This is a genomic window from Flavobacterium cyanobacteriorum, assembly GCF_002251835.1.
GTDB lineage: Bacteria > Bacteroidota > Bacteroidia > Flavobacteriales > Flavobacteriaceae > Flavobacterium > Flavobacterium cyanobacteriorum.
In genome coordinates, this window is sequence record NZ_NOXV01000301.1 from 1 (window position 1) to 24,755 (window position 24,755).

Consider the following 24,755-nt stretch of genomic DNA (forward strand, 5'->3'; position numbering starts at 1 on the left):
GTTAAGTTTGATAGTGTTAAATTTTATTTAGGACAGGATTGATTTTTTATTGAATATTTTATATTGGCTGATTTTTATTAGCAAATTATTGATTAATTTGTGCTGATAATAATCAGCCTTTTTTTGAAACAGCAGCTCCTACACCGTACAAAAAAAATTGCACACGATTGTGTAAAATTATCTTTGCAGCTACCTAACAATTATTTAAGTAACCACACCAAAGGGCAACTAATACGATGCAGTACCTCCGTAGCTGCAAATTACAGGGCAAGCTGCATTGCGCAAACCAAAAAAAGTTTTGTATCTAAACTTAGCATTGTTATTGAAGAAATTGATGAAGCTGCTTTCTGGCTCGAATTTCTGATAGATGAAAATATCCTGCCTCGGGAATTATGCTTGCCGTTTCATAAAGAAGCATCCGAATTAACCGCTATCTTTGTAAGCTCAAGAAAAACAGCTTCAAAAGCTTTAAACGCTGTTTCAGCAGAAAATAAAAATAAAAGTATCAATAACGAATAGTCAATAATCAATACAAAATAATAAATAATCAATGTTTGGTATTTGTAATCTTGCTATTGTACCCTTACGCCTGGAGCCGAATGACAGGAGCGAAATGACATCGCAGGTATTATTCGGGGAGCATTTTAAAATTCTGGAACAAACCGCAAAATGGTCGTGCATAGAACTGGCTTATGACGGTTACAACGGCTGGATTGACAACAAACAATTTGATTTTATTACTGAAGAGGCTTACAACAGGCTTTCCGGCAGTCCGCTGGTGCTTAACGGCGACCTTATAGAATATATTACCACACCACAAAACAGCCTGCTCCCTGTGCCGCTGGGTGCTTCTCTTTCCTTTCTTGACCATGCCGATATTAACACACAGCAGTTCCTTTTCGAGGGGCTTAAACTGAGTGGCAAAAACCCCAAACAAAGTGTGGTTGATACGGCTTTTATGTACCTCAACGCGCCCTACTTGTGGGGAGGGAAAACACCCTTTGGTATTGACTGCTCAGGCCTTACCCAGATGGTGTATAAGCTGAACGGCCATGCCATACTCCGCGATGCCTCGCAACAGGCCACACAGGGTGAAGCGTTAAGCTTTATTGAAGAAAGCGAACCCGGAGACCTGGCATTTTTTGATAATGAGGAAGGCCGCATCATCCACGTAGGTATCATTATGGAAGACAACTATATCATCCATGCGCATGGTAAAGTGCGTATTGACAGGCTGGACCATCTGGGTATTTACAACACTGACACCCAGCGCCACACGCATAAACTACGCGTTATTAAAAAAATAATCTAATTACCTAATATACTACAAAATGCAGCATATTATAGACCGCTTTATCAGCTATGTAACAGTTGATACCGAATCGGATCCGAACTCTGATACTACTCCAAGTACTGCAAAACAGTGGGACCTTGCCCATAAGCTTGTGGAGGAGCTGAAAGCCATAGGCATGGAAGATGTAACTATTGATGAGCATGCTTATATAATGGCAACACTCCCATCAAATGTTGACTATGAGGTGCCGGTGATAGGCTTCATCTCGCATTTTGACACTACGCCTGATTTTACCGGGGCAAATATTAAACCGCAAATCATTAAAGATTATGACGGTGGCGACATTGTGCTGAACAAAGAACAGGATATTATACTTTCTCCTTCATACTTTAAAGACCTGCTGCAATACAAAGGGCAGACAATCATTACTACCGATGGCACAACGCTGCTTGGCGCTGATGACAAGGCCGGTATTACCGAGATTATAACCGCTATGGAGTACCTAATCCAGCACCCTGAGATAAAGCATGGTAAAATTCGTGTGGGGTTTACACCTGATGAAGAGATAGGCCGTGGCGCGCATAAGTTTGACGTGGCTAAGTTTGGTGCAGAGTGGGCTTATACTATGGACGGCAGCCAGATTGGCGAACTGGAGTATGAAAATTTTAATGCCGCCGGAGCTAAGATAACTTTTAAAGGCAAGAGCGTGCATCCCGGCTATGCAAGGGGTAAGATGATCAACTCAATGCTGATTGCCAATAAATTTATTTCAAGGCTTCCGAAAGAAGAAGTGCCTGAAAAGACTACAGGTTACGAAGGTTTCTTCCATGTTACGGGCATCAGCGGAAGTATTGAGGAAACTACCGTGCAGCTTATCATCCGCGACCATGACAGTAAGAAGTTTGAGAAAAGGAAAAAGCTGGTAAAAAAAATAGCGGATGAACTGAACCGAAAATACCAAAAACAATATGGCGGTGATGTGGCTGTAGCAGAGGTAAAGGACCAGTACTTTAACATGAGGGAAAAAGTGGAGCCTGTAATGCATATTGTTGACATTGCCGAAAGGGCCATGAGAGATTTAGGCATTACACCTATCATTAAGCCGATACGCGGCGGTACTGATGGCTCGCAATTATCCTACATGGGGTTGCCATGCCCAAACATCTTTGCCGGGGGGCATAACTTTCACGGTAAATATGAGTATGTACCGGTAGAAAGCATGCAGAAGGCAGTTGAGGTAATTGTACGCATTGCAGAGCTTACTGCAGAAAAGAAATAAGCATGGAGAAAGAGAATAAATGGGACAGCAGCCATTTATGGGCGGAAGAGCTTGATACCCTGAAAGCTGTCATAAACAAGACACCTTTGGTAGAAACCATAAAGTGGGGCGCGCCTGTTTATACCTTTAATGGCAAAAATGTGTTAGGTTTGCTGGGCTTTAAAAATTTTTTCACACTTTGGTTTTACAAAGGCTTTTTCCTCAAAGATGAGGCCGGCGTATTGGTAAATGCCAATGAGGGTAACACCAAATCCCTTCGGCAGTGGCGTTTTACCTCTAAAGAAGAAATAAACGAAAAGTTAATCCTTCAATATATTACCGAAGCCATTGAGGTTGAAAAAGCAGGCTTAGAGATAAAGCCGGAGAAGAAAGTGGTTCCGGTTCCGCAAGCATTGCAGGCTGCACTGGATGCTGACCCTGCACTTGCCGAAGCTTTCGGCAAACTTACTCCCGGCAGGCAGAAAGATTATAATGAGTACATCGCTTCAGCAAAACAGGAAAAAACACAACTGGCCCGCCTTGAGAAAATAAAGCCCATGATATTGGAAGGAAAAGGGCTGAATGATAAGTATAAGTGATTATAAACTTGCATCAAGTTGAAATCAATAAATTTGAGTAATTACTATTCATTTATAAAAGCAATACTGTGTGCCGCTACAATTGCCGCTGTTTCGGTACGTAGCCTTGTATTGCCGAGTGATATGGGTACATAATCCTGTGCCAGGGCCATAGCTATCTCTTTTACAGAAAAGTCACCTTCAGGGCCTATCAGGACGGTTACCTTCTGTCCCGGCTTTATTGCTGCCTTTAGTAGTTTTTTCTCTGTTTCTTCGCAATGTGCAATAAACAGCTGGCCCTCACGTCCGGATTTTATAAAGTTACCGAAAGATACCGGCTCATTAAGTACAGGCATGTAATATTGCAGTGATTGCTTCATGGCGCTCTGCACTATCTTTTCAAAGCGTTCTGCTTTAAAAACAGTACGCTCACTGTGCTCACATATCAGGGGTGTAATTTCATGTATACCAATTTCTGTAGCTTTTTCTAAGAACCATTCATAGCGGTCATTCATTTTTGTAGGAGCTACGGCAAGGTGCAGGTAGTAGGGTGCCGGCCCGAAAAACTGGCTACTTGTTATTGCAACCTCACATTTTTTTTCGGAAGCCGTGATAATTTCAGATATAAAGAGCATACCCTTGCCATTGGTAATCTGTATAGTATCGCCTTCCTTTTTACGAAGTACTTTAATAATGTGCCGGCTTTCCTCTTTATCAAAATGAAAGAACGTATCACTGTTCTGTAGGGTAGGGTTATAAAATAACTGCATGTTAAAACGTTATCCTCGCTTTTGATGTTACGGTGGCATCAGTAAATTGTTCTTCAAGGTATTTCCTGTAACCTACAATGCCTATCATGGCGGCATTATCGGTGGTATATTCAAATTTAGGGATAAACGTTTTCCAGCCATATTTTTTTTCGGCCTGTTTCAGTGTTTCCCTTATCCCGCTATTGGCCGATACCCCGCCGCCAATAGCCACCTGTTTTATTCCTGTTTCTTTTACAGCTTCTTTAAGCTTATCCATAAGGATAGTAATGATTGTATACTGTATTGATGCACAAATGTCTGCAATATGCTGCTGTACAAATTCAGGATTTTCGGCAGTATTCTTCCGGATAAAGTATAAAATCTGTGTTTTCAGGCCGCTGAAGCTGAAATCAAGCCCCGGGACTTTCGGTTTGGTAAAAGCAAATGCTTTTGGGTTGCCTTCCCGGGCATATTTATCTACCAGCGGGCCTCCCGGATAAGGGAGCCCAAGTATCTTGGCTGTTTTATCAAACGCTTCACCCACGGCGTCATCGGTTGTTTCGCCTATCACCTGCATGTCAAAATAATCATTAACACGTACAATCTGGGTATGGCCGCCGCTTATCGTCATAGCCAGGAAAGGAAACTCCGGCTTGTCATAGCCTTCCTCATCAATAAAATGGGCCAGTATGTGTGCCTGCATGTGGTTTACGGCAATTAAGGGGATATTGAGCGCCAGGGCCAGTGATTTGGCGAAGGAACTGCCTACAAGAAGCGAGCCCATTAATCCCGGGCCCTGCGTAAAGGCCACCGCGGCAAGCTGTTCCCGGCTGATGCCTGCTTTCGTAAGGGCTACATCAACCACAGGTACAATATTTTTCTGGTGGGCACGTGAGGCAAGTTCTGGCACAACACCACCATATTCTTCATGTACCGACTGCCTGGCCACAACATTTGATACTACTTTGTCGTTTTTAAGTACGGCTGCGGCAGTATCATCACAGGAACTTTCGATGGCTAATATGTAAACAGGCTTTTCTGGCATTTTCGGCACACTATTTGAAATTATAAAAATCACTTAAAGCCAAAGGGGCAAACAGTAAAAAATTCCTACTTTTGTTTTGGTTTTAGCCCCAAAGTTGACGCCCACAAATTTAAACAATTACCGTATCAAAAAGTTTAAAAAAATAGTTGTACGCACACTGATAGGATTACTCCTGTTTTTGCTACTGCTGGGCATTACGCTCTCATTGCCATTTGTGCAAACAAAAATTGCCCGCTACGCCACTGAAACCCTTAATAAAGATTTTGGCACAAATATCAGTATAGAAAAGGTGGCTTTTTCCATATTTGGGGGAGTAAAACTCAAAGGTGTCCTGGTGCTTGACCATCATAAAGATACGCTTATATCAGCCACACGTATTCATACGAATGTGTATAATGTACTTCAGATTGCAGACAGTAAACTGAAATTTGGGACACTGCGTGCAGAGAAGTTATACCTGCACATGAAGACCTACAAAGGCGAAAACACATCAAACCTGGACCTGTTTATAAAAGCTTTTGATAATGGTAAGCCCGGCTCAGGGAAGTTCAGGATGCGGGTAAAAGACCTTCGCGTGGCCAGTGGGCGTTTCAGGCTCACTAACCAAAATGCGGCAACACCCCGTGTGCTCGATTTCAAGAAACTGAATGGCAGGCTGAAGGATTTTTTTATAAAAGGTAGCGACATCTCGGCAGGTATTCAGCAGCTTTCTTTGCTGGATCACCGTGGCCTTTTTGTTGAGAACCTTAAAGCGGCCTTCACTTATACCAAAAAGAACATTATACTTGATGCCCTTGAGCTTAAGACTAAAGAATCAGCGCTTGAAGGGGCCATTACACTTAGTTACACAAAAAAAGATTTTAAGGATTTTACAAACAAGGTGAAATTTGACTTCAGGGTTGACAGGGCCAGCATCTCATCAAATGAACTGAATTATTTTTTTAATGAATTTGGCAGCAACCAGAAGTTTTACCTTTCCACGCACCTGAAAGGGCCTTTAAACAATTTTACCCTTCATAACCTTAAACTGCTTGACGATGAGCAGTCGGAAATAATCGGTTCGGTAAATTTTCGCCGCCTTTTTGATAAAAAAGGCCCCGGTTTTTATATGAATGGTAATTTTGACCGCGTTACATCCCACTATAATGACCTTCGCGGGATAATGCCCCGTATCCTTGGGAAAAGCCTCCCGCCGGTACTTGAAAAATTTGGCCGTATTGACCTTGTAGGTGATGTAGTACTTACAAAACGCGACCTGCATGCGGATGTTTACCTGATGTCAGAACTTGGCGAGGCCGAAACAAACATCTCCATAAAAGATTATAACAAGCCTTCCGATGCCGCCTATACAGGTGCTGTAAACCTGGCCAACTTTAATCTCGGCGGTCTTTTGGATAATAAATCACTGCGTACCGTGTCACTTAACCTTGAAGTGGAAGGGCAGGGGTTCAACAGGCAATCGGTAAATACATCACTCAAAGGAGAAATTTCAGAACTTTATTTTAACAGGTATAATTATACCGGCATTACTGTGGACGGGAGGCTGAAGTGGCCCTATTTTAAAGGCAGGGTAAACAGTAACGACCCTAACCTGCTCATGAGCTTTGACGGCCTTGTGGACATGGGTAACAACAATAACAATTACGATTTCCATGCGCAGATAGATTATGCCGACCTGAAAGCGCTCCACATCGTTACCAAAGATACTATAGCAGTTTTCAAAGGCGATTTTGTACTGGATGCTTCTGGCAATAACCTCAATAACCTGGCTGGCAGGCTTGCCGTAACGCACCTTTCTTATCAGAAAAATCACAGGAATTATTACTTTGATGATTTTGAAGTAAACTCAGTATTTAATGCGGAAAAAGTCAGGGCCATAACCATCAACTCTAAGGATATTGTAGAAGGGCACGTAAGAGGTATTTTTGATATAAATGAATTGCCAAAACTTGTAGAAAATGCTTTGGGTAGCCTGTATACCAATTATTCAGCGCATAAAGTTAAAAAAGGACAGTTCCTGGATTTCGGCTTTGCAATTAATAATAAGATTGTTGAGGTGCTTATGCCCGAAATAAAAATAAGCGACAGCACCAGCCTTAAAGGGCGCATTAATGCGGATAAAGGAGAGTTTCAACTGGCGTTCGGTTCGCCCCATGTTGAGGCTTTTAAAAATTATTTTGACAATATCCGCATCGATGTCAACAACAGGAATCCACTGTACAATGCCTATGTGCAGATGGATAGCGCAAGGGTGAAGGACTACAGTATATCAGGCTTTAGCCTGATAAATGTAACGCAGAATGACACACTCTACCTGCGCTCGGAATTTAAAGGCGGAAAACAGGCCAAAGATTTTTTTAACCTGAATCTTTACCATACTATTGATAAGGACAATAAGTCAATAGTAGGGTTTAAGAAATCAGAGGTGAACTTTAAGAACTACCTTTGGTACCTCAATGAAGGCGATGCCCATGACAATAAAATAATTTTTAATAAAAAGCTGACCGATTTTACTATTGATGGTATCAGCCTGTCACACAATGGGCAGGAAGTAGAGTTAAGCGGCATCCTGAAAGGTAAGGATTATAAAGACCTCAAGCTCACCTTTGATGATGTTGACCTCTACAAAGTTACCCCCACGCTGGACAGCCTCAACTTTGGAGGCAGGGTTAACGGCGTTGTAAGCCTCAGGCAAAACAAGTCAGTTTTTCAACCCACTGCAAGCATTTCGGTAGACAGCCTGTCTCTTAACCAGTATGATATAGGAAATTTGGATGTGCAGATTGCCGGGGATGAGTCGCTGCGGCGCTTCAACGTGTATTCAACCATTTTCAGGAACAATAACGAAACGTTTTTTACTTACGGAAATATAGATATTATTAATAAACAGACGGTACTCAACCTTGACGCCGGGTTTACTAATTTTGATATAAGCCCGCTTACTATTTTCCTGAAAACCATTTTCCCGGACATGCGCGGACTTGCCTCTGGCCGTGCTACAGTTGCGGGCAATGCACGTGACCCTGAAGTTAACGGCAGGCTCTACCTGAAAAATGCAGGACTAAAAATAGGGTATCTTAATACCGATTATAACTTTGAACAGGATGCCGTTGTTGATTTTAACAAGGAAGAATTCTTTTTCAGGCGTATACATTTAACAGATACGAAGCTTGGCACCACGGGCGTACTCGACGGGAGCGTCAAACACAGGTTCTTTAAGGACTGGGTACTCGGCCTAAATTTAAAATCCGATAAGCTCCTCGTCTTTGATAAAGAAGATTCCGATGATGCACAGTTTTACGGTACCGCCATTATTAAGGGCGAGGCTAATATCTATGGCCCTACAACCGCACTCACCATCAACGCAAGTGCAAAATCCGTTAAAGGTACCGATATCAAGATACCAATGAACAATGCCGCGTCCGGCGGGGATACACCATACATCTACTTTCCGAGCCCGCAGGAAATTGCCAATAAAAAGAACGGCATTGTAAGTGAAGGGCGCACCTACAAAGGCCTTGAAATGAATTTTGACCTTGATATTACACCTGATGCCAATATTGAAATCATTATTGATAAAAATACCGGCCATGGGTTCAAAGCAAGGGGAGACGGTACCCTCCTGCTTGACATTAATACCCTCGGAAAGTTTAATATGACGGGAGACTTTTCAGTACGCGAAGGAATATATAACTTTAAATACGGCGGCATTTTTGACAAAGAGCTGGTCGTGAGGAGCGGGGGGTACATATCCTGGGAAGGCGACCCCAAAAGGGCAAGGTTAAATCTTGAAGCAGTTTACAAAACACAGGCTAATCCCGGAGTACTGCTCGAGTCTTCTTCATTTAACCGCAACATACCCGTTGAGGTTGTTATCGCCCTCAGTGGAAACCTTACCACACCCGAACATGAGTTCCAGATTAACTTTCCCGGGGCAAGTTCCGTGCTGAAATCAGACCTTGAATACAGGCTTAACGATTTTGATACCAGGCAGACTCAGGCACTTTCACTATTATATTCACGCACGTTCCTGAGTCCCACCAATGCCAGTAATGCCGTATATGCACCCATTTTTGAAAGGGCCAGCAGCCTTGTAGGCGACATTTTTTCAGATGAGGAAAGCAAGGTAAAAGTAAACCTTAATTACGTGCAGGCCGACAGGAACCCATTTGCAGAGACAGCTTCACAAATAGGAGTTACGCTCTCATCACAGATAAACGACAGGATCACGGTCAATGGCCAGCTGGGTGTCCCGGTCGGCGGCGTGGGCGTTAATGAATCGGCAATTGTAGGCAATGTCGAGGCTCAGTTGCGCCTTAATAAGGATAATACATTAAAAGCACGTGTTTTTAACCGGGAAAATGATATCAATTTTTTAGGGGAAGGTATTGGTTATACCCAGGGTGTCGGCCTAACTTATGAAGTAGACTTTGATATTTTTTCAGAACTTGTAGCCAAGATCTTCCGTAAAATACAAATACAGAATCAGGATGGCACTCCCACCGATGAAATACCCGATTCCGAACCGGCCCCCAATTATATTGAGTTTGACAACAATAACCGGCGTAAGAAAAACAACACAGAGGACAAGCAGCCCCAGCGCATACCCGAAGTAGATTAATTTCATACGTCATCTTCTCCGGTACAAGCCATTTACATATTGAGCAGCAAGCTAAGCGCTTTTTTTGCCACCTTGTCCCGTTGTCCGCTATATCTCCCCGCCGCCATAAGCGCGGCGCCGGGGAGGATGCCGCTTCCACCGGGGCTAGGCCTCAGCGCCTTTGCATCCCTGCCTGCCCAGGAATAATAAGCTCCCTCCGATAGATACCAGATGATACCCCCCCCCTTTTTCTACAGAACAATAAGTTATAAGCGTATCGCAATGTTGGATAATAAAAAACTTATTAACGAAAACGTTTGAAAAGTTGCTGATTTATTAATAGATTGTAAAATCAACTAAATATATTGTATAAAATTTTTAATTTTACAATTAATTATAAAAAAAATGTCAGGAAATATAAAAAAAATCGGTGTGCTTACTTCAGGAGGGGATTCCCCCGGTATGAACGCCGCAATCAGGGCTGTAGTTCGTACATGCGCTTTTCATAATATTGAGTGTACAGGCATTTACAGGGGCTACCAGGGCATGATTGAAGGCGATTTTAAAGAAATGGGGCCGCGCTCGGTGAACAACATCATTAATAAAGGGGGAACCATATTAAAATCGGCGCGTTCCAAAGAGTTTATGACTGCAGAAGGCCGAAAAAAAGCTCATGATAACCTTATTAAGCACAGTATTGATGCCTTTGTGGTTATCGGTGGCAACGGCAGTTTTACAGGAGGGCTCATTTTTAATAAAGAATTTGGTTTCCCCGTTATAGGCATACCCGGCACTATTGATAATGATATATATGGCACCAGCCATACCCTGGGATATGACACCGCGCTAAATACAGTTGTAGAAGTAATAGATAAAATCAGGGATACGGCCAGTTCGCACAACAGGCTGTTTTTTGTGGAAGTCATGGGGCGTGATGCCGGCCATATCGCCCTCAACGCAGGTATAGGGGCAGGTGCCGAGGAAATATTAATACCCGAAGAAGACATGGGGCTCGACAGGCTTCTTGACTCCCTGCGCAAAAGTAAAGCTTCAGGCAAATCATCAAGCATTGTAGTTATTGCCGAAGGGGATAAGATTGGCAAGAACGCTTTTGAGCTTAAAGATTATGTTGAAGAAAACATGCCGGAATATGATGTCCGCGTATCAATACTGGGACACATGCAGCGTGGCGGTTCGCCATCATGCTTTGACAGGGTGCTTGCCAGCCGCCTCGGTGTTAAGGCAGTCGAAACACTGCTGGAAGGCAAGTCCAATTATATGGTAGGCCTTATAAAAGATGAAATAGCGCTCACCCCGCTGGAACAGGCCGTAAAAGGAAAATCACAAATAGATCAGGAGCTTATCCGGGTATCGGATATTGTTTCTATATAATTAAAACAAAATAAACAACTTAAAAAAATGGCAAAAGTTAAATTAGGAATAAACGGTTTCGGCAGGATAGGGCGTATTGTGTTCCGCGAAACCCTTAACAGGGATAATGTTGAAGTAGTAGCTATAAATGACCTGCTTGAGGTTGACCACCTCGCATATCTGTTAAAATATGATTCGGTACATGGCAATTTTGCGGGTACTGTTGAGGTTAAGGATAACCAGCTGTATGTTAACGGCAGGCATATAAGGGTAACTGCTGAAAAAGACCCTTCAGTACTGAAATGGGATGAAGTAGGTGTTGATGTCGTAGCAGAGTGTACAGGTATATTTACTACACTTGATAAAGCACAGGCACACATTACCGGTGGGGCAAAAAAAGTTATAATTTCTGCGCCTTCGGCAGATGCCCCCATGTTTGTTATGGGTGTAAACCATGATAAAGCCACAGCAGCCGATACCATAGTATCTAACGCTTCATGTACAACAAACTGCCTTGCGCCGCTGGCAAAAGTGATACATGATAATTTTGGCATAGTGGAAGGCCTGATGACTACCATCCATGCCACAACCGCCACTCAGCTCACCGTGGACGGCCCTTCAAGAAAAGATTTTCGTGGTGGCCGTGCGGCATTATTAAATATAATTCCTGCCAGCACGGGTGCAGCCAAAGCGGTAGGCAAGGTTATACCTGAACTTAACGGCAAGCTTACCGGTATGAGTATGCGGGTGCCTGTAGCCGATGTTTCTGTAGTTGACCTAACCGTAAAGCTAAGCAGGGAAACTACTTATGAGGAGATAATGGCAGTACTTAAAAAAGAGTCAGAAGGTGCAATGAAAGGTATTCTGGGCTTTACTGAAGATGATGTGGTATCGCAGGATTTCATATCAGACTCCAGGACGAGTATTGTAGATGCCAAGGCAGGTATAGGGCTTAATGCTACCTTTTTCAAGATTGTTTCATGGTATGACAATGAGTACGGCTACTCCAGCAAACTTATAGATCTTTCAGTACATATTGCTTCATTATAATTATTTTATATATTGTCCCGCTTTTTGTAACCAAAAGGCGGGGCTTTGTATTATTTGAACAATCCCAAAACAAACTATGCGGCCTGCCGCCTGAAACTAACCAGACTAACGCAGATAACTTAATGAAATTACTAGTTGACAGTGGTGCGACCAAAGCTGACTGGATTGCCCTTGATGAGCAGGGCAACAGGCTGTTCACCACACAAACACTTGGCCTCAGCCCCGAAGTAATAGGCAGGGAAGAGGCTATTGAAAGGCTTGAGGCCCGTTTTGATATTTATAACAACCGTAATGATGTTACCAGCCTTTATTTTTATGGCGCAGGGTGCGGCACTGACCGTATGAAAGTGTTCATGAAAAACCTTTTCCAGGAGTTTTTCCCCAAGGCAGAAATAACGGTAAAAGAAGATACGTATGCCGCTGCTTACGCCACGAACCCTACAGAGGAAAAAGCCATAATATGTATTTTAGGCACAGGCTCCAACTGTAGCTATTTTGATGGTGAAGAACTGCACCAGAAAGTACAGTCGCTGGGTTACATAGCCATGGATGATTGTAGTGGCAACCGCTTTGGCAGGGATCTTCTCAGGGCCTATTACTTTAATAAGATGCCGCAGCACCTGGTCAGGGAATTTGCCCAGGAATATGACCTGGACCCGGACAGCATTAAGCATAATCTCTATAAAGAGCCTAACCCTAATGCCTACCTGGCTACTTTTGCTAAGTTTTTAATACAGCATAAAGATGAGCCATTTATAAAAGATCTTATTGTTGATGCCATGCAGACATTTGTTGATAATTACATCACGCAATATGATAACGCTCATGAGGTGCCGGTACATTTTGTCGGCTCTATAGCATTTTACCTTAAAGCCGAACTGGCAGAGGTTTTGGCAAAAAATAACCTGAAGCTGGGCAATGTACTAAGGCGTCCTATTGACGGCCTTATTGAATACCACAGAATAAACTGATATGGAAATTGCCGTAATTGCCCATGATGGCATGAAAGCCGAGATGGTACAGTTTTTAAACAAACACAAAGACATCCTGTTTAAGGAGGACGTAAAGCTGATTGCCACCGGCACAACCGGAAGCAAGGCCGAAAAGGCGGGTTTCAGAGTAAAGAAAATGCTCTCCGGGCCATTGGGTGGCGATGCACAGATAGCCGCAAGGGTTGCAGAAGGTAAAACAAAAATGGTGTTTTTCTTTAAAGATCCATTAGCAAGCCATGCGCACGAAGCCGATATAAACATGCTTATAAGGGTTTGTGACGTGCATAATGTGCCGCTGGCCACAAACCCTGCTTCGGCTGAATTACTGTTATTGGCTATTTCGCAGCAATCATAGATATTTCAACATTCACACTTTTAGGCAGTCTTGCCACCTGGACCGTTTCTCTTGCAGGAGCGGTTTTTTCATTAAAGTAACTGCCGTAAATGCTGTTTATCCTGGCAAAGTCGTCCATGTTACTGATGAAGATAGTAGCTTTTATAACATTTTCAAAATCCATTCCGGCAGCTTCAAGCACGGCCTTCATGTTTTCCATAACCTGCTTTGTTTCAGTTTCAATGTCCGTAGTAATAAGTACTCCGGTTTCAGGGTGGAGGGCAATCTGCCCTGACGTGTATAAAGTGTTGCCTGATAATACTGCCTGGCTGTAAGGCCCTATAGGGGCAGGCGCTTTGTCTGTAAAGATTATTTTTTTCATGTCTTATTTTTATCGTATTACCCTGTCCGGCACCTGGCGCTTATCCCACTTAATATCGCTAAGTACCGAAGATTTTATCCCAATAAAAAAGCCCCATGATTTTTGTGTTCCCAGGGGTATCCAGTTAAAATCCATCCTCCAGCTCAGCAGGTCGCGCTCAAAACGAAGCTGCGTAAAAGTAACACCCTGCTGCACAAAATCATATCCTGTAGAAAATCCCATTTTCCACCGTGGAGTTATATCTATATTGCCCGACACCATTATTGAATTACCGGTAATGGTGCGCTCACGGCGGGTGTTGTTATAAGTGAGCGAGTAAGCAAATCGTAAATCCCATGGTAATTTAGCATTATAGAATGTCCCACCACTTTTATCAGCAGCGCCTTTTTCCTCATCGTCCTTAAACATACTGTTTCGCTGGTCATTTAGGTCAACTGCTGTACCAAAAAGGTCATCCTCGCGTCCACCGTTCCGTGCCGTTTGGCTGTTTTCTTTCTTTTTTTCCCCCGAATCGCCCCTGCTGGAAACCGAGTAGTTTATATTAATATTGGCACTGGTCATCCTGAAAAGGCTTCCCCCGTTGTCAATATTGTAAGTATCGATTCTGTTACCCGAATTATCAACCGCATAGGGGTCGAGTGTAGCGGCAAAGTTTATATTCATCTTGTCTTTCAGCAGGTTGGTTCCTGCCGAAACCCGCAATGGCGCCCAGGCAAGCGAGTCGGCAGTAAGGTCGTACGATGTGGTAAAGTTAAGGTTGTTTAGCAGCATAATTTTTTTAGGTTCGGTTTTAGTCTCGTCTTTGTCCCTGACCTTTGCTTCAAAAGTATTGTTCACCGCTATGCCTAAATTGTTGCTGAAACCCCTGCTCGGCACTCCAAACAAGCCTCCCTCAAACCTGGTATATTCCCGTAATGCACCGGATGCGTCATATTGGTAAGTATCATAATACTGGTCAAAGCTTGGCGTATAGCTGTAAGAAACTGAGGGGCGGATTACGTGGCGTATGGCCTGTATTTTTTTATCATCGCCAAAGTTAAAAGTACCATAAATTGTGGTACCGATGCTGGAGGAGAAGTTATAGGTCCTGAACGAGTCAAACCCTTTCACATCCCTTTCAGTAACTTCATCCCGGCTGGCGTTATACTCTCTTTCTATTGTATTAAAAACCCACGTTTCCTGGTAGTTGGTACCCGCAGTAACACTAAAATAACGGAATATCTTGAAGTTGGTGCTTAGCGGGATGCTGTGCTGTAAACCGGTACGCATATCCCTGAACATTTCTGATGTAAAGAAAAGAGAGTCAGTCGTTTGTATCCTGTTTTCGCCCCTCAGGTTATACTGCAGGTTTAAATTTTTTATAAGCCCTTTTTTAGGTGCATCGGCAGCGGCAAAGGGAAATATCCGGTCTACACTTGCCTGGAGCGTTGGCAGTGTCATGTTGATGGACTCTGTATTGGTGTTTTGGGAGTGTGTTGCCGTAAGCGAAGCATTTATCTGTGGCACGGTATTGAATGTTTTAGAATACGATACCGATGAGTTTAGTGTATTGTTCAGGCTTGCGCCCACGTTGGCCAGGTTCAGCGACTGCCTGAAATACTGGCTGCTCCCCAGGTTCACATTGGCCGAAAAACGCGAATTGGGGTTTGCTTTAGCATCCTGGTTGTGCGACCACTGGATGTTATACTGCCGGGAACGGGCATAATCCGGAAAACCGCGTTCACTTTCAATAATATTTTCAAACCGGATATTGACATTGCCATTAAACTTATACCGTTGCGCGTAAGAAGATTCAAACCGCAGGCCGTAACTGCCGTTTGTAAAGTAATCCCCCGTGACCGATAGGTCGTAGTAGTCGCTAAGGGCAAAATAATAGCCACCGTTCTGTAAAAAATAGCCCCTTGTATTGTTTTCACCAAAAGTAGGGACGATAAAGCCTGACTCGGCTTTTTCAGACATTGGGAAAAAGGCAAAAGGCAACCCTATAGGGGTAGGTACATCGGCAATCCACATATTGGTTACGCCTGTTACTACTTTTTTTCCCGGAACAAGTTTTATCCTGTCGGTGTAAAAATAATATTCCGGGTCATTAATATTTTTAGAGGTAGTAAATCGTGCATTCTTGATAAATACTACCGAGTCATTCTCCCGTTTGCTTATCTCGCCTTTTACCCTGAATTCACCCTGGTCTGACCTGGAATTCCAAACCCTTGCTTTTTTTGTTTTATAATTAAAATGGATAGAATCCGCCTCCACCACATTGGTTCCCTGCTTAAAGTAGGGATATTGGGAGTATTTTCCCACCGAATCTTTTATTTTTCCCGCAAAAACTTCATCTTTTTCATAATTCATCACAATAATACCGGCTTTAAGTTCGATATCCTTGTAATAGAGCTCTGCTTTGTTGTAAAGTGTAAGTTCTTTTTTTACCTGGTCTATCTTTTCATAATCTTCAGCTGTCCGCTTCACAATAGCATCAAGCCCCGCCTTCTTTTTTTTAAGGGTGTCGCGGCGGATAGTGTCGGCCTCTGCAAGTTTCGCCGGATTTAAACGTACCGTATCTTTCTGGTTTGCAATAGGTATTGAAACAGGCCTGCGGGGTGTCTCCTGGGCAGAGGTTTTCAGGCAGCCTGTTGTTAGGAAAATTGCTGATAAAACGATATGAAATAAGTTTGGACGCAAAGGTTTTAATACTATTTTTGTAGAAATCAGGGTTATTTTTAGAAGTGTCAAACTTACAATAATTTTGGCAAAAGCAAATACTAAATATAACTAACTAAGAATGATGATTTATAACCATATCATAATGAAAGGTAACAGGAAAATTAAACTGGCATTGCTGTTTTTTATTGCATTTTCAGTATCAGGCTTTGCACAGATGGGCGGGAAATTTAAGGTTGTGCTCGATGCCGGGCATGGTGGCAAGGATTACGGCGCTATATACCACGGCTTCATTGAAAAAAATATAGCCCTCAATGTTGCCCTTAAAGTAGGGAAAATACTCGAAAAAGATCCGGGCGTGCAGGTAATTTATACCCGAAAAACGGATGTTTTCATTGAACTTATAGAACGGCCAAATATTGCTAACAAAGCAGACGCCCACGTGTTTGTTTCCATTCACTGTAACGGTGAAGCAAAGAAATCGGCCTTCGGTACAGAAACTTTCGTTATTGGTAATACAAAGAACGCATCGAACCTGGAAGTGGCAAAAAAGGAAAACTCAGTTATCATACTTGAAAAGGATTCAAAAACCAAATATGCGGGTTTTGACCCGAACTCCCCCGAAACGCTTATTGGCCTTGTGGCCCAGCAGGAAGCTTACATAAACCAGAGTATTGACCTGGCCAGCAAGGTGCAGGATAATTTTACCGAAGGGCTCAAAAGGAAAAGCAGGGGCGTTAAGCAGGCGCCATTTTGGGTGCTGCACAAAACGGCAATGCCAAGTATCCTTATAGAACTTGGTTTCCTGTCATATAAGCAGGAAGGAGAGTATCTTAACTCTGAAGAAGGGCAGGAAGAGATTGCCGAAGCCATAGCCAGGGCCATACTGGATTATAAAAAGGAATATCCGGCCAGCATCAATGTTGCAGATGATGAAACACCGCGACGGGATGATTTAGGACAGCCTGCGACTAATAAAACAAAGCCTGCCGAGACAAAATCTCCAGAACCGGATAAGGAGGATAAACCTCTAGCTAAAGGTACCGTGTTTAAAGTGCAAATATCAGCCAGCGGTAGGGACCTTGAGCTGAAACCATCAAATTTTAAAGGGCTTAACAATATAACCAAGGATGCGTCTACATCGGTCATAAAGTATTTCTATGGGGAAACCTCAAACTACAGTGAAGCCAAACAGTTGTTGGAAGAAGCAAAAGAAAAAGGGTTTACATCAGCATTTGTGGTAGCATTCAGGGATGGAAAAAAAGTCAGCGTTCAGGAGGCTTTAAAATAATATTCACATATTAATCAATTTATTTGTCCTACATTTGTTAAAAAAATAACTCTATTTTGAAAGTAACAAGAGAAGTTAAAACCGCAGTATTAGTAATATCAGCCATATTGTTATTTATATGGGGGTACAGTTTTTTAAAAGGCAGGGACCTGTTCAACTCCTACCGCACCTTTTATGTGGTATACAATGATGTTGAAGGCCTTTCGCCATCAGCTCCCGTAACACTTAACGGCCTCGTGGTAGGCAAGGTTACCGGCATAACCTTTACTGACCAGGTAGGAAGGCTTAAAATAGAAATGCAGGTTAAAACTGATTTCCCTATTTCAAAAACCAGCCATGCCACACTTTATGAGCCGGGGCTTTTGGGAGGCAAACAGATTGCTATTATTCCTGACCTTAAAAACCAGGTGCTTGCTGAAGACGGCGATGAGCTAAGGAGCGGGCTTAAGCCCGGCATGCTATCCGTAGTGGGCGAAAAACTATCCCCGCTACAGGCAAAAGTAGAAGCTACAGTAGTAACAGCCGACAGCCTGCTGCATAACCTTAATAATGTTTTTGACAGGCGCACACAGGAAAACCTCCGCGTTGCTGTTGCCGAGCTGAGCCAGACCATGCAGCAGTTCAATCAGGTATCGCATTCGCTTAACGGCATTATTGCAGGGAACAGGGCCAAGATTGACGGTGCCATGAGCAACCTTAATGTTACAACAGCAAACCTTGCCAGGATAACTGATTCTATAAATTCCGCCAACCTCGCACAAACTGTAAAAAAGCTGGAGAGCACACTGGCTAATGTAGATAACATTATGAGCGATGTGCAGGCCGGTAAAGGAACATTGGGCAAAATGCTTAAGGATGAGGCGGTATATAAAAACCTTGAAGGAGCCAGTAATGAGCTGAAAGAGCTTCTGGCTGATATTAAAAACAATCCCAAGCGTTACGTGCATTTTTCAGTTTTTGGAAGGAAAGCCACACCTTATGAGGAAACGGCTAACACTAATAAAAAATAGGACGGCTAATAAAGAGCCCGCTTACTATATATGAGTTACATTGATAATATTTTGTTTGTTTTACTGCTTGCCGCAGGCTTTGGCTATTTTGCTTTTAATGTAAAGAAGCTGGTACGCAACATAAAGCTCGGCAGGGATATTGACAGGAGCGATAATCCCGGTGAGCGCTGGGGTAATATGGCCCTGATTGCGCTCGGACAGTCAAAAATGGTAAAAAGGCCAATAGCGGGTATCCTGCACATTATTGTTTACCTCGGCTTTATCATAATCAATATTGAACTTCTGGAAATCATTATAGATGGTATTTTCGGCACCCACAGGCTGTTTGGCTTTATGGGTGGCTTTTATAATTTCCTTATAGGCTCTTTTGAAGTGCTTGCAGTACTTGTGCTTGTTTCGGTTATTGCGTTCCTTGTACGCAGGAATATTATAAAGCTGTGGCGTTTTGTACACAGCGACCTTAATGGCTGGCCAAAGAGCGATGCCAACTATATTCTTTATTTTGAAATAGTGCTGATGACGCTGTTCCTCATTATGAATGCTGCTGATAATTCCCTTCAACTGCGCGGGTATGAAGGATACCATACGGCAGGTGCCTATCCTGTATCAGGGCTTATATCGCCAATATTTGAAAATATGCCCGGCGCTACTGTTGTGGCTGTTGAAAGAATGGCATGGTGGCTCCACATTATAGGCATCCTCGTTTTTATGAACTACCTGTACTACTCAAAGCACCTGCATATTCTACTGGCATTTCCCAATACTTATTTCGCTTACCTGAAGCCGAAAGGAAAGTTCAGGAACAACGAAACCGTTACCAGGGAAGTGAAGCTGATGATGGATCCTAATGCCGACCCCTTTGCAGCACAGCCTGCGGATACTGGTGCTGCTCCCGAAAAGTTTGGCGCTAAAGACGTTCAGGACCTTCACTGGGTGCAGCTTATGAACGCCTACACCTGTACCGAATGCGGGCGATGTACATCTTCCTGTCCTGCTAATATCACAGGTAAAAAGCTTTCACCGCGAAAGATAATGATGGATACCCGCGACAGGCTTGAGGAAGTTGGCAAAAACATTGACAGGAACAAAGGTACATTTGTTGATGATGGCAAAACTTTACTTTTTGATTATATTACCCCTGAAGAAATATGGGCCTGTACCACGTGCAACGGCTGTGTAGAAGCCTGCCCCGTTAATATTGATCCGCTTTCTATAATAATGGACCTCAGGCAGTACCTTGTCATGGAACAGAGTGCGGCGCCTATGGAACTTAACAACATGATGGCAAATGTAGAAAATAACGGTGCGCCGTGGCAGTACAACCAGATGGACAGGCTAAACTGGAAAGACGAATAGCATGAGGGCAGAAGATATAGAGAAGAAATTGCAGCAGGTAACAGAAAATGGCGAACACATAAGCCCTGTATTGCCTGAAGGGATTAAAAATTACCTAATAGATATTGACGGCACTATTTGTGACGATATTCCCAACGAAGAACCTGAAAGGATGGTTACGGCAGCCGTATACCCTGATGCGCTTGAAACACTTAACCGCTGGTATGATGAGGGGCATATCATCTACTTCTTTACCTCACGCACGGAAGCCCATCGTGAAATAACAGAAGAGTGGCTTAACAGGCACGGATTTAAATATCACGGTATGCTTATGGGCAAGCCACGCGGGGGTAACTACCACTGGATTGACAACCACCTTGTGAAAGCCACGCGCTACAGGGGAAAATTTACGGATTTAATCGAAAAAGAAGTTACCATACAGGTTTTTGATGATGGTAAACACGACGAATAATTATGGAAAATAGTAAAGTTCCTACAATGGCCGAAATGATGATGCAGGGGCAGCAGCCGGAAGTGCTATTCTGGGTGGGCTGTTCAGGCAGTTTTGATGACAGGGCCAAAAGAATTACAAAGGCATTTGTCCGCCTGCTCAATCAGGCCAATGTTTCTTTTGCGGTACTAGGCACGGAAGAAAGCTGCACGGGCGACCCAGCAAAAAGGGCCGGCAATGAGTTCCTTTTCCAGATGCAGGCCATGGCCAATATCGAGGTGATGAATGCTTATGAAGTGAAGAAGATAGTAACGGCCTGCCCGCACTGCTTCAACACTATAAAAAATGAATACCCAGAGTTGGGAGGAAACTATGAGGTAGTCCACCACACCGAGTTTTTAAAGTCTTTGCTTGATGAAGGCCGGCTTACCATTGAAGGCGGACAGTTTAAGGGAAAGAAGATAACTTTCCATGACCCATGTTACCTTGGCCGTGCCAACAATATTTTTGAGGCGCCGCGTGATCTTATTGAGAAGCTTGATGCTGAACTGGTAGAGATGAAACGCAGCCGCAGAAACGGGCTTTGCTGCGGTGCCGGTGGTGCCCAGATGTTTAAAGAGCCTGAAAAAGGTAATAAAGATGTCAATGTGGAGAGGACAGAGGATGCCCTTGAAACCCAGCCTGAAATAATAGCAGCCGGATGCCCGTTTTGCAATACCATGCTGACCGACGGTGTAAAAGCAAAGAACAGGGAGCATGATGTTAAAGTGATGGATGTGGCGGAACTTATTGCTAATGCTAAGGATTTATAATTATGTATGTTCCTTTTGAAACACTGCCGGAAGATTCAAGGATATGGATTTATCAGGCCAACAGGAAATTCAGCGATACAGAAGTTGAAGAGATAAATAAATCTTTAAAAGATTTCGTGGACAGCTGGGCCGCACACGGCACGGGTCTTGAAGCCTCTTACCTTATCAAATATAACCGCTTTATTATTATCGCTGTTAATCAGGCAACTCAGGCGGCAACAGGGTGTTCTATTGATGCTTCGGTACATTTTATACAGGAACTTGAGAAAAAATATAACGTGGAGCTGCTTGATAAAATGAACGTTACCTTTAAACTGGGCGAACATATTGCCTATAAACCGCTTATTGAGTTCAAAAAAATGGCAAAAGAAAAAGCGGTATCAGCAAACACGGTGGTTTTTAATAATCTTGTCAACACAATAGGTGAGTGGCAGGATTATTGGGAAGTACCGGCAGGGGAAAGCTGGCACAGCCGTTTTTTTTAACGTTCGTTCCACATAATAATTTTTAAGGATCATCATTATTAAAAGTAATGGTGATTTTGCTTTAAATGCGATTAAGGTTAATGAAGTTAGCAGCAATTGTTTTTTTTATGTTCATACAGGCTGTCAGCGCACAGCAGGCAAGGCTGTTCCGGGATTACAAGTCGGAAGCAGAACACCGCTGGGTTGACAGTATTTATAATGGTTTTTCTTTTGATGAAAAAGTGGGGCAGCTATTTATGGTAGCGGCTTATTCTAATAAAGATTCCGCACATGTAAAAGGCATAGATAAGCTGATAACCGATTACAAGATTGGGGGCGTAATATTCTTTCAGGGAGGGCCTGTACGGCAGGCCAGGCTTACTAATCGTTACCAGTCGAAATCAAAAGTGCCTTTATTTGTGGGTATTGATGCCGAGTGGGGCCTGAGCATGCGCCTCGATTCAACATACCGCTATCCCTGGAATATGACCCTTGGTGCCGTTCAGGACATGAAGCTCATTGAGCAGATGGGCAGGCAGATGGCGCAACAGGCAAAGCGTATGGGCATCCACTTTAATTTTGCCCCCGTACTTGATATTAATACCAACGCCGCAAACCCTATTATAGGAAACCGCTCTTTCGGCGAAAATAAAGAGAACGTTACTAACCGGGCGCTGGCGCTGATGCGGGGCATACAGCGTGAGGGGGTTTATGCCACAGGAAAGCACTTCCCCGGGCACGGCGATACATCAACAGATTCGCACCATGCCCTGCCCTTTGTCAACTTCAGCAGGGGCAGGCTGGAAAATATTGAGTTCTATCCGTATAAGCGCCTTTTTGATAACGGCCTTGCCAGTATTATGGTGGCGCACCTTAATGTGCCCAGCGTAGAGCCAACAGAAAATTATCCTACTTCCTTATCTTATAATCTTGTTACAAATATAGTACAGGGAGAAATGGGGTTTGAAGGCTTGATCTTTACGGATGCCCTTAATATGAAGGGAGCAAGCAATTATATGCAGCCCGGTGATATAGACCTTGAAGCATTCCTTGCCGGCAATGATGTATTGCTATTTGCCGAAAATGTGCCTGTAGCCATCGAAAGGTTCCGGCAGGCTAAAGCTGTAGGCATACTGTCAGATGACAGGCTTGAGTATTCGGTAAAAAAGATATTGGCGCATAAATACAGGATTGGCCTTAACAGGTACAGGCCTGTAGACCTCACAAACCTGTATAATGACCTTAATGCCTCTGAATATGATGACCTTAATTACCAACTTTATGAAAATGCGGTAACGGTAATAAAAAATGAGCAGCAGCTGCTTCCGGTAGAACATCTTGAAAAAGAAAATATAGCTTATGTAAAGCTTGGCGATGATGATGGCTCTGTATATCTTAATACATTAAAGAAGTATGCCGAAGTTACCGAAATTCAGGAAGATACCCTGGCAAACCTCATGGAGCGGCTTAAAGGCTATTCTGTTGTGGTGGTTGGCTTTCATAAAGCAGACGGCGCCTGGAAAAAACACAATTTTACAGATAAAGAGCTCGTATGGCTTGACACTATTGCCAAAGCCAAACGTACAATACTTACGGTTTTTGCCAAACCTTATACACTTAATTCAATTAAAGATTTTAAGAATATTGAAAGTGTTGTCCTGGCATACCAAAATAATAACATTGCACAAACTGTTGCTTCTGAAATAGTTTTTGGGGCGCTTGGTGCCAGGGGGAAACTTCCCGTATCAATTGGTGCCGCATTCAGGGTGAATGACGGCCTGCAGACAAGGATGCTCAACAGGCTTGGCTTTACTACTCCTGCCAATGCAGGTATGGACCCTGTAAAGCTAAAACAAATAGATGCTATAGCACAACGGGCTATTGATGGTAAAATGACACCCGGCCTGCAAATAGTAGTAGCCCGGAAAGGTAAAGTTTTTTACCAAAAATCATTTGGCCACCATACATATAATAAAGATAGTAAGGTAAAAGATACGGATTTATATGATGTGGCCTCGCTCACCAAGATACTGGCAACCCTGCCGGGACTCATGCAGTTATACGATAAAGGAGAACTTAAACTGGATGACCCGCTGGGGAATCTTATACCGGCTTTTGCCCATACAGATAAAAAGGACATAACCGTCAGGGACATGCTCCTGCACCAGGCGCGTTTCCAGCCCTGGATGCCGTTCTACCAGGAAACCCTGGACAGTAGTAAACATCCGGATACACTTTATTACAGGAAGATGTACAGCCCCGAGTTTCCGCACCAGGTTGCTGAAAATCTTTTCCTCAGGGAAGATTATCCGGAAATTATAGTTAACAAAATAGCGGAAAGTAAACTTTTACCACGAAAAGAATATAAGTACAGCGACTTTTCGTTTATCCTTTTTAAGGAATATATTGAGCAGAAAACGGGTCGCTCGCTTGATAAGCTTAGTCATGATAACCTTTATAAGCCACTTGGGGCAGGCTTTACAACATATAACCCCCTGCGCAGGTTTGATATGGCGGCTATTCCGCCTACCGAAGTCGATAATTATTTCCGCTACCAGGTTATACAGGGGTATGTGCATGATATGGCTGCCGCCATGCAGGACGGCGTGGCGGGGCATGCGGGGCTTTTCAGTAACGCCATGGATGTAGCCAAAATTATGCAGATGTACCTGCAAAAAGGCAGCTATGGCAACAGGCAATACTTTTCGGCAGCTACATTTGACACCTTCAATACCTGTTATGCCTGCAAAGATGGTAACAGGCGTGGCCTCGGGTTTGATAAGCCACAGATAGAAAAGTCAGGGCCTACATGCGGATGTGTATCCAAATCCAGTTTTGGGCATACCGGCTTTACGGGAACCATGGCCTGGGCCGACCCTGAAACTGAAATAGTTTATGTATTTTTGTCCAACAGGACCTATCCTGAAGCAGGGGAGAACCGCCTTTCCAAAGAAAATATCCGCGAAGATATACAAAGGGTAATACAGGAAGCGATAGTAGAATAAAAACAAGGCATAAACATAAGCTAAAATCTTTCGTGATAGCAGCAAATAGTCAATGTTCAACATATAATTCCAA

The 24,755-nt window shown here is 43.3% G+C and carries 20 protein-coding genes; 16 read left to right on the forward strand and 4 right to left on the reverse strand.

What is annotated here, in order from left to right:
* The first annotated feature begins 123 nt into the window (after positions 1-123).
* Genes CHU92_RS13200 through CHU92_RS13215 form a run of 4 tightly spaced genes read left to right on the forward strand, consistent with a single transcriptional unit; the run spans position 124 to position 3,151 of the window.
* Positions 124-519, forward strand: a complete 396-nt coding sequence (locus tag CHU92_RS13200; RefSeq protein WP_165764664.1) for a four helix bundle protein — start codon at positions 124-126, stop codon at positions 517-519.
* Between the two features lie 31 nt (positions 520-550).
* The gene (locus tag CHU92_RS13205) at positions 551-1,312 is read left to right on the forward strand and encodes a C40 family peptidase (protein WP_094416341.1); all 762 of its coding nucleotides are present in this window, start codon (positions 551-553) and stop codon (positions 1,310-1,312) included.
* Positions 1,313-1,331: 19 nt separating this feature from the next.
* Positions 1,332-2,573, forward strand: coding sequence for a peptidase T (pepT, locus tag CHU92_RS13210; RefSeq protein ID WP_094416343.1), 1,242 nt, complete (start codon positions 1,332-1,334; stop codon positions 2,571-2,573).
* Between the two features lie 2 nt (positions 2,574-2,575).
* A complete protein-coding gene (locus CHU92_RS13215) occupies positions 2,576-3,151 on the forward strand; it encodes a YdeI/OmpD-associated family protein (RefSeq protein ID WP_094416345.1) in 576 nt (191 codons plus the stop codon).
* A 44-nt stretch (positions 3,152-3,195) separates the two neighbouring features.
* Here the strand turns inward: CHU92_RS13215 and CHU92_RS13220 are convergent, their stop codons facing one another.
* Positions 3,196-3,900: a 16S rRNA (uracil(1498)-N(3))-methyltransferase gene (locus CHU92_RS13220; RefSeq protein WP_094416347.1), complete on the reverse strand. Its 705-nt coding sequence runs from the start codon at positions 3,898-3,900 to the stop codon at positions 3,196-3,198.
* 1 nt (position 3,901) lies between these two features.
* Entirely contained in the window at positions 3,902-4,924 is a 1,023-nt protein-coding gene (gene tsaD, locus CHU92_RS13225; RefSeq protein WP_094416349.1) for a tRNA (adenosine(37)-N6)-threonylcarbamoyltransferase complex transferase subunit TsaD, read from the reverse strand.
* A 214-nt stretch (positions 4,925-5,138) separates the two neighbouring features.
* Between tsaD and CHU92_RS13230 the strand changes: the two genes are divergently transcribed.
* The 5 genes from CHU92_RS13230 (at position 5,139) to CHU92_RS13250 (ending at position 13,292) form a co-directional block, all read left to right on the forward strand.
* A complete protein-coding gene (locus tag CHU92_RS13230) occupies positions 5,139-9,545 on the forward strand; it encodes a translocation/assembly module TamB domain-containing protein (protein WP_243389604.1) in 4,407 nt (1,468 codons plus the stop codon).
* Positions 9,546-9,929: 384 nt separating this feature from the next.
* Positions 9,930-10,916, forward strand: a complete 987-nt coding sequence (gene pfkA, locus CHU92_RS13235; protein WP_094416351.1) for a 6-phosphofructokinase — start codon at positions 9,930-9,932, stop codon at positions 10,914-10,916.
* Positions 10,917-10,943: 27 nt separating this feature from the next.
* Positions 10,944-11,945, forward strand: coding sequence for a type I glyceraldehyde-3-phosphate dehydrogenase (gene gap / locus CHU92_RS13240; protein WP_094416353.1), 1,002 nt, complete (start codon positions 10,944-10,946; stop codon positions 11,943-11,945).
* Positions 11,946-12,067: 122 nt separating this feature from the next.
* Positions 12,068-12,916 (forward strand): N-acetylglucosamine kinase, encoded by an 849-nt coding sequence (locus tag CHU92_RS13245; protein WP_094416355.1) that lies wholly within the window; start codon positions 12,068-12,070, stop codon positions 12,914-12,916.
* A gap of 1 nt (position 12,917) precedes the next feature.
* Positions 12,918-13,292 (forward strand): methylglyoxal synthase, encoded by a 375-nt coding sequence (locus tag CHU92_RS13250; RefSeq protein ID WP_094416357.1) that lies wholly within the window; start codon positions 12,918-12,920, stop codon positions 13,290-13,292.
* On the opposite strand, the gene CHU92_RS13255 is transcribed toward CHU92_RS13250, so the two are convergent.
* Together CHU92_RS13255 and CHU92_RS13260 are read right to left on the reverse strand one after the other, a co-directional pair.
* Positions 13,273-13,653 carry a RidA family protein gene (locus CHU92_RS13255; RefSeq protein ID WP_094416359.1) on the reverse strand — a complete coding sequence of 127 codons (381 nt, stop codon included), beginning with the start codon at positions 13,651-13,653 and terminating at the stop codon, positions 13,273-13,275. The two genes, CHU92_RS13250 and CHU92_RS13255, sit on opposite strands and share 20 nt — an antisense overlap.
* Positions 13,654-13,662: 9 nt before the next feature.
* Positions 13,663-16,386: a putative LPS assembly protein LptD gene (locus tag CHU92_RS13260; protein WP_207759853.1), complete on the reverse strand. Its 2,724-nt coding sequence runs from the start codon at positions 16,384-16,386 to the stop codon at positions 13,663-13,665.
* Between the two features lie 49 nt (positions 16,387-16,435).
* Here CHU92_RS13260 and CHU92_RS13265 point away from each other — a divergent pair, with 49 nt between their 5' ends.
* From CHU92_RS13265 to CHU92_RS13295, 7 genes are all read left to right on the forward strand, one after another.
* On the forward strand, positions 16,436-17,605 hold the full coding sequence (locus CHU92_RS13265; RefSeq protein ID WP_243389605.1) for an N-acetylmuramoyl-L-alanine amidase family protein: 1,170 nt from the start codon (positions 16,436-16,438) through the stop codon (positions 17,603-17,605).
* 56 nt (positions 17,606-17,661) lie between these two features.
* Positions 17,662-18,615, forward strand: a complete 954-nt coding sequence (locus CHU92_RS13270) for an MlaD family protein (RefSeq protein ID WP_094416361.1) — start codon at positions 17,662-17,664, stop codon at positions 18,613-18,615.
* Between the two features lie 30 nt (positions 18,616-18,645).
* Positions 18,646-19,971, forward strand: a complete 1,326-nt coding sequence (locus CHU92_RS13275) for a (Fe-S)-binding protein (protein WP_094416363.1) — start codon at positions 18,646-18,648, stop codon at positions 19,969-19,971.
* Between the two features lies 1 nt (position 19,972).
* Positions 19,973-20,422, forward strand: coding sequence for an LNS2 domain-containing protein (locus tag CHU92_RS13280; RefSeq protein ID WP_094416365.1), 450 nt, complete (start codon positions 19,973-19,975; stop codon positions 20,420-20,422).
* 2 nt (positions 20,423-20,424) lie between these two features.
* Positions 20,425-21,213, forward strand: coding sequence for a (Fe-S)-binding protein (locus CHU92_RS13285; RefSeq protein ID WP_094416367.1), 789 nt, complete (start codon positions 20,425-20,427; stop codon positions 21,211-21,213).
* A 2-nt stretch (positions 21,214-21,215) separates the two neighbouring features.
* Positions 21,216-21,698 (forward strand): ABC transporter ATPase, encoded by a 483-nt coding sequence (locus CHU92_RS13290; protein ID WP_094416369.1) that lies wholly within the window; start codon positions 21,216-21,218, stop codon positions 21,696-21,698.
* A gap of 80 nt (positions 21,699-21,778) precedes the next feature.
* Complete coding sequence (locus tag CHU92_RS13295) at positions 21,779-24,682, forward strand: glycoside hydrolase family 3 N-terminal domain-containing protein (RefSeq protein WP_094416371.1); 2,904 nt, start codon at positions 21,779-21,781, stop codon at positions 24,680-24,682.
* The last annotated feature ends 73 nt before the right edge of the window (positions 24,683-24,755 follow it).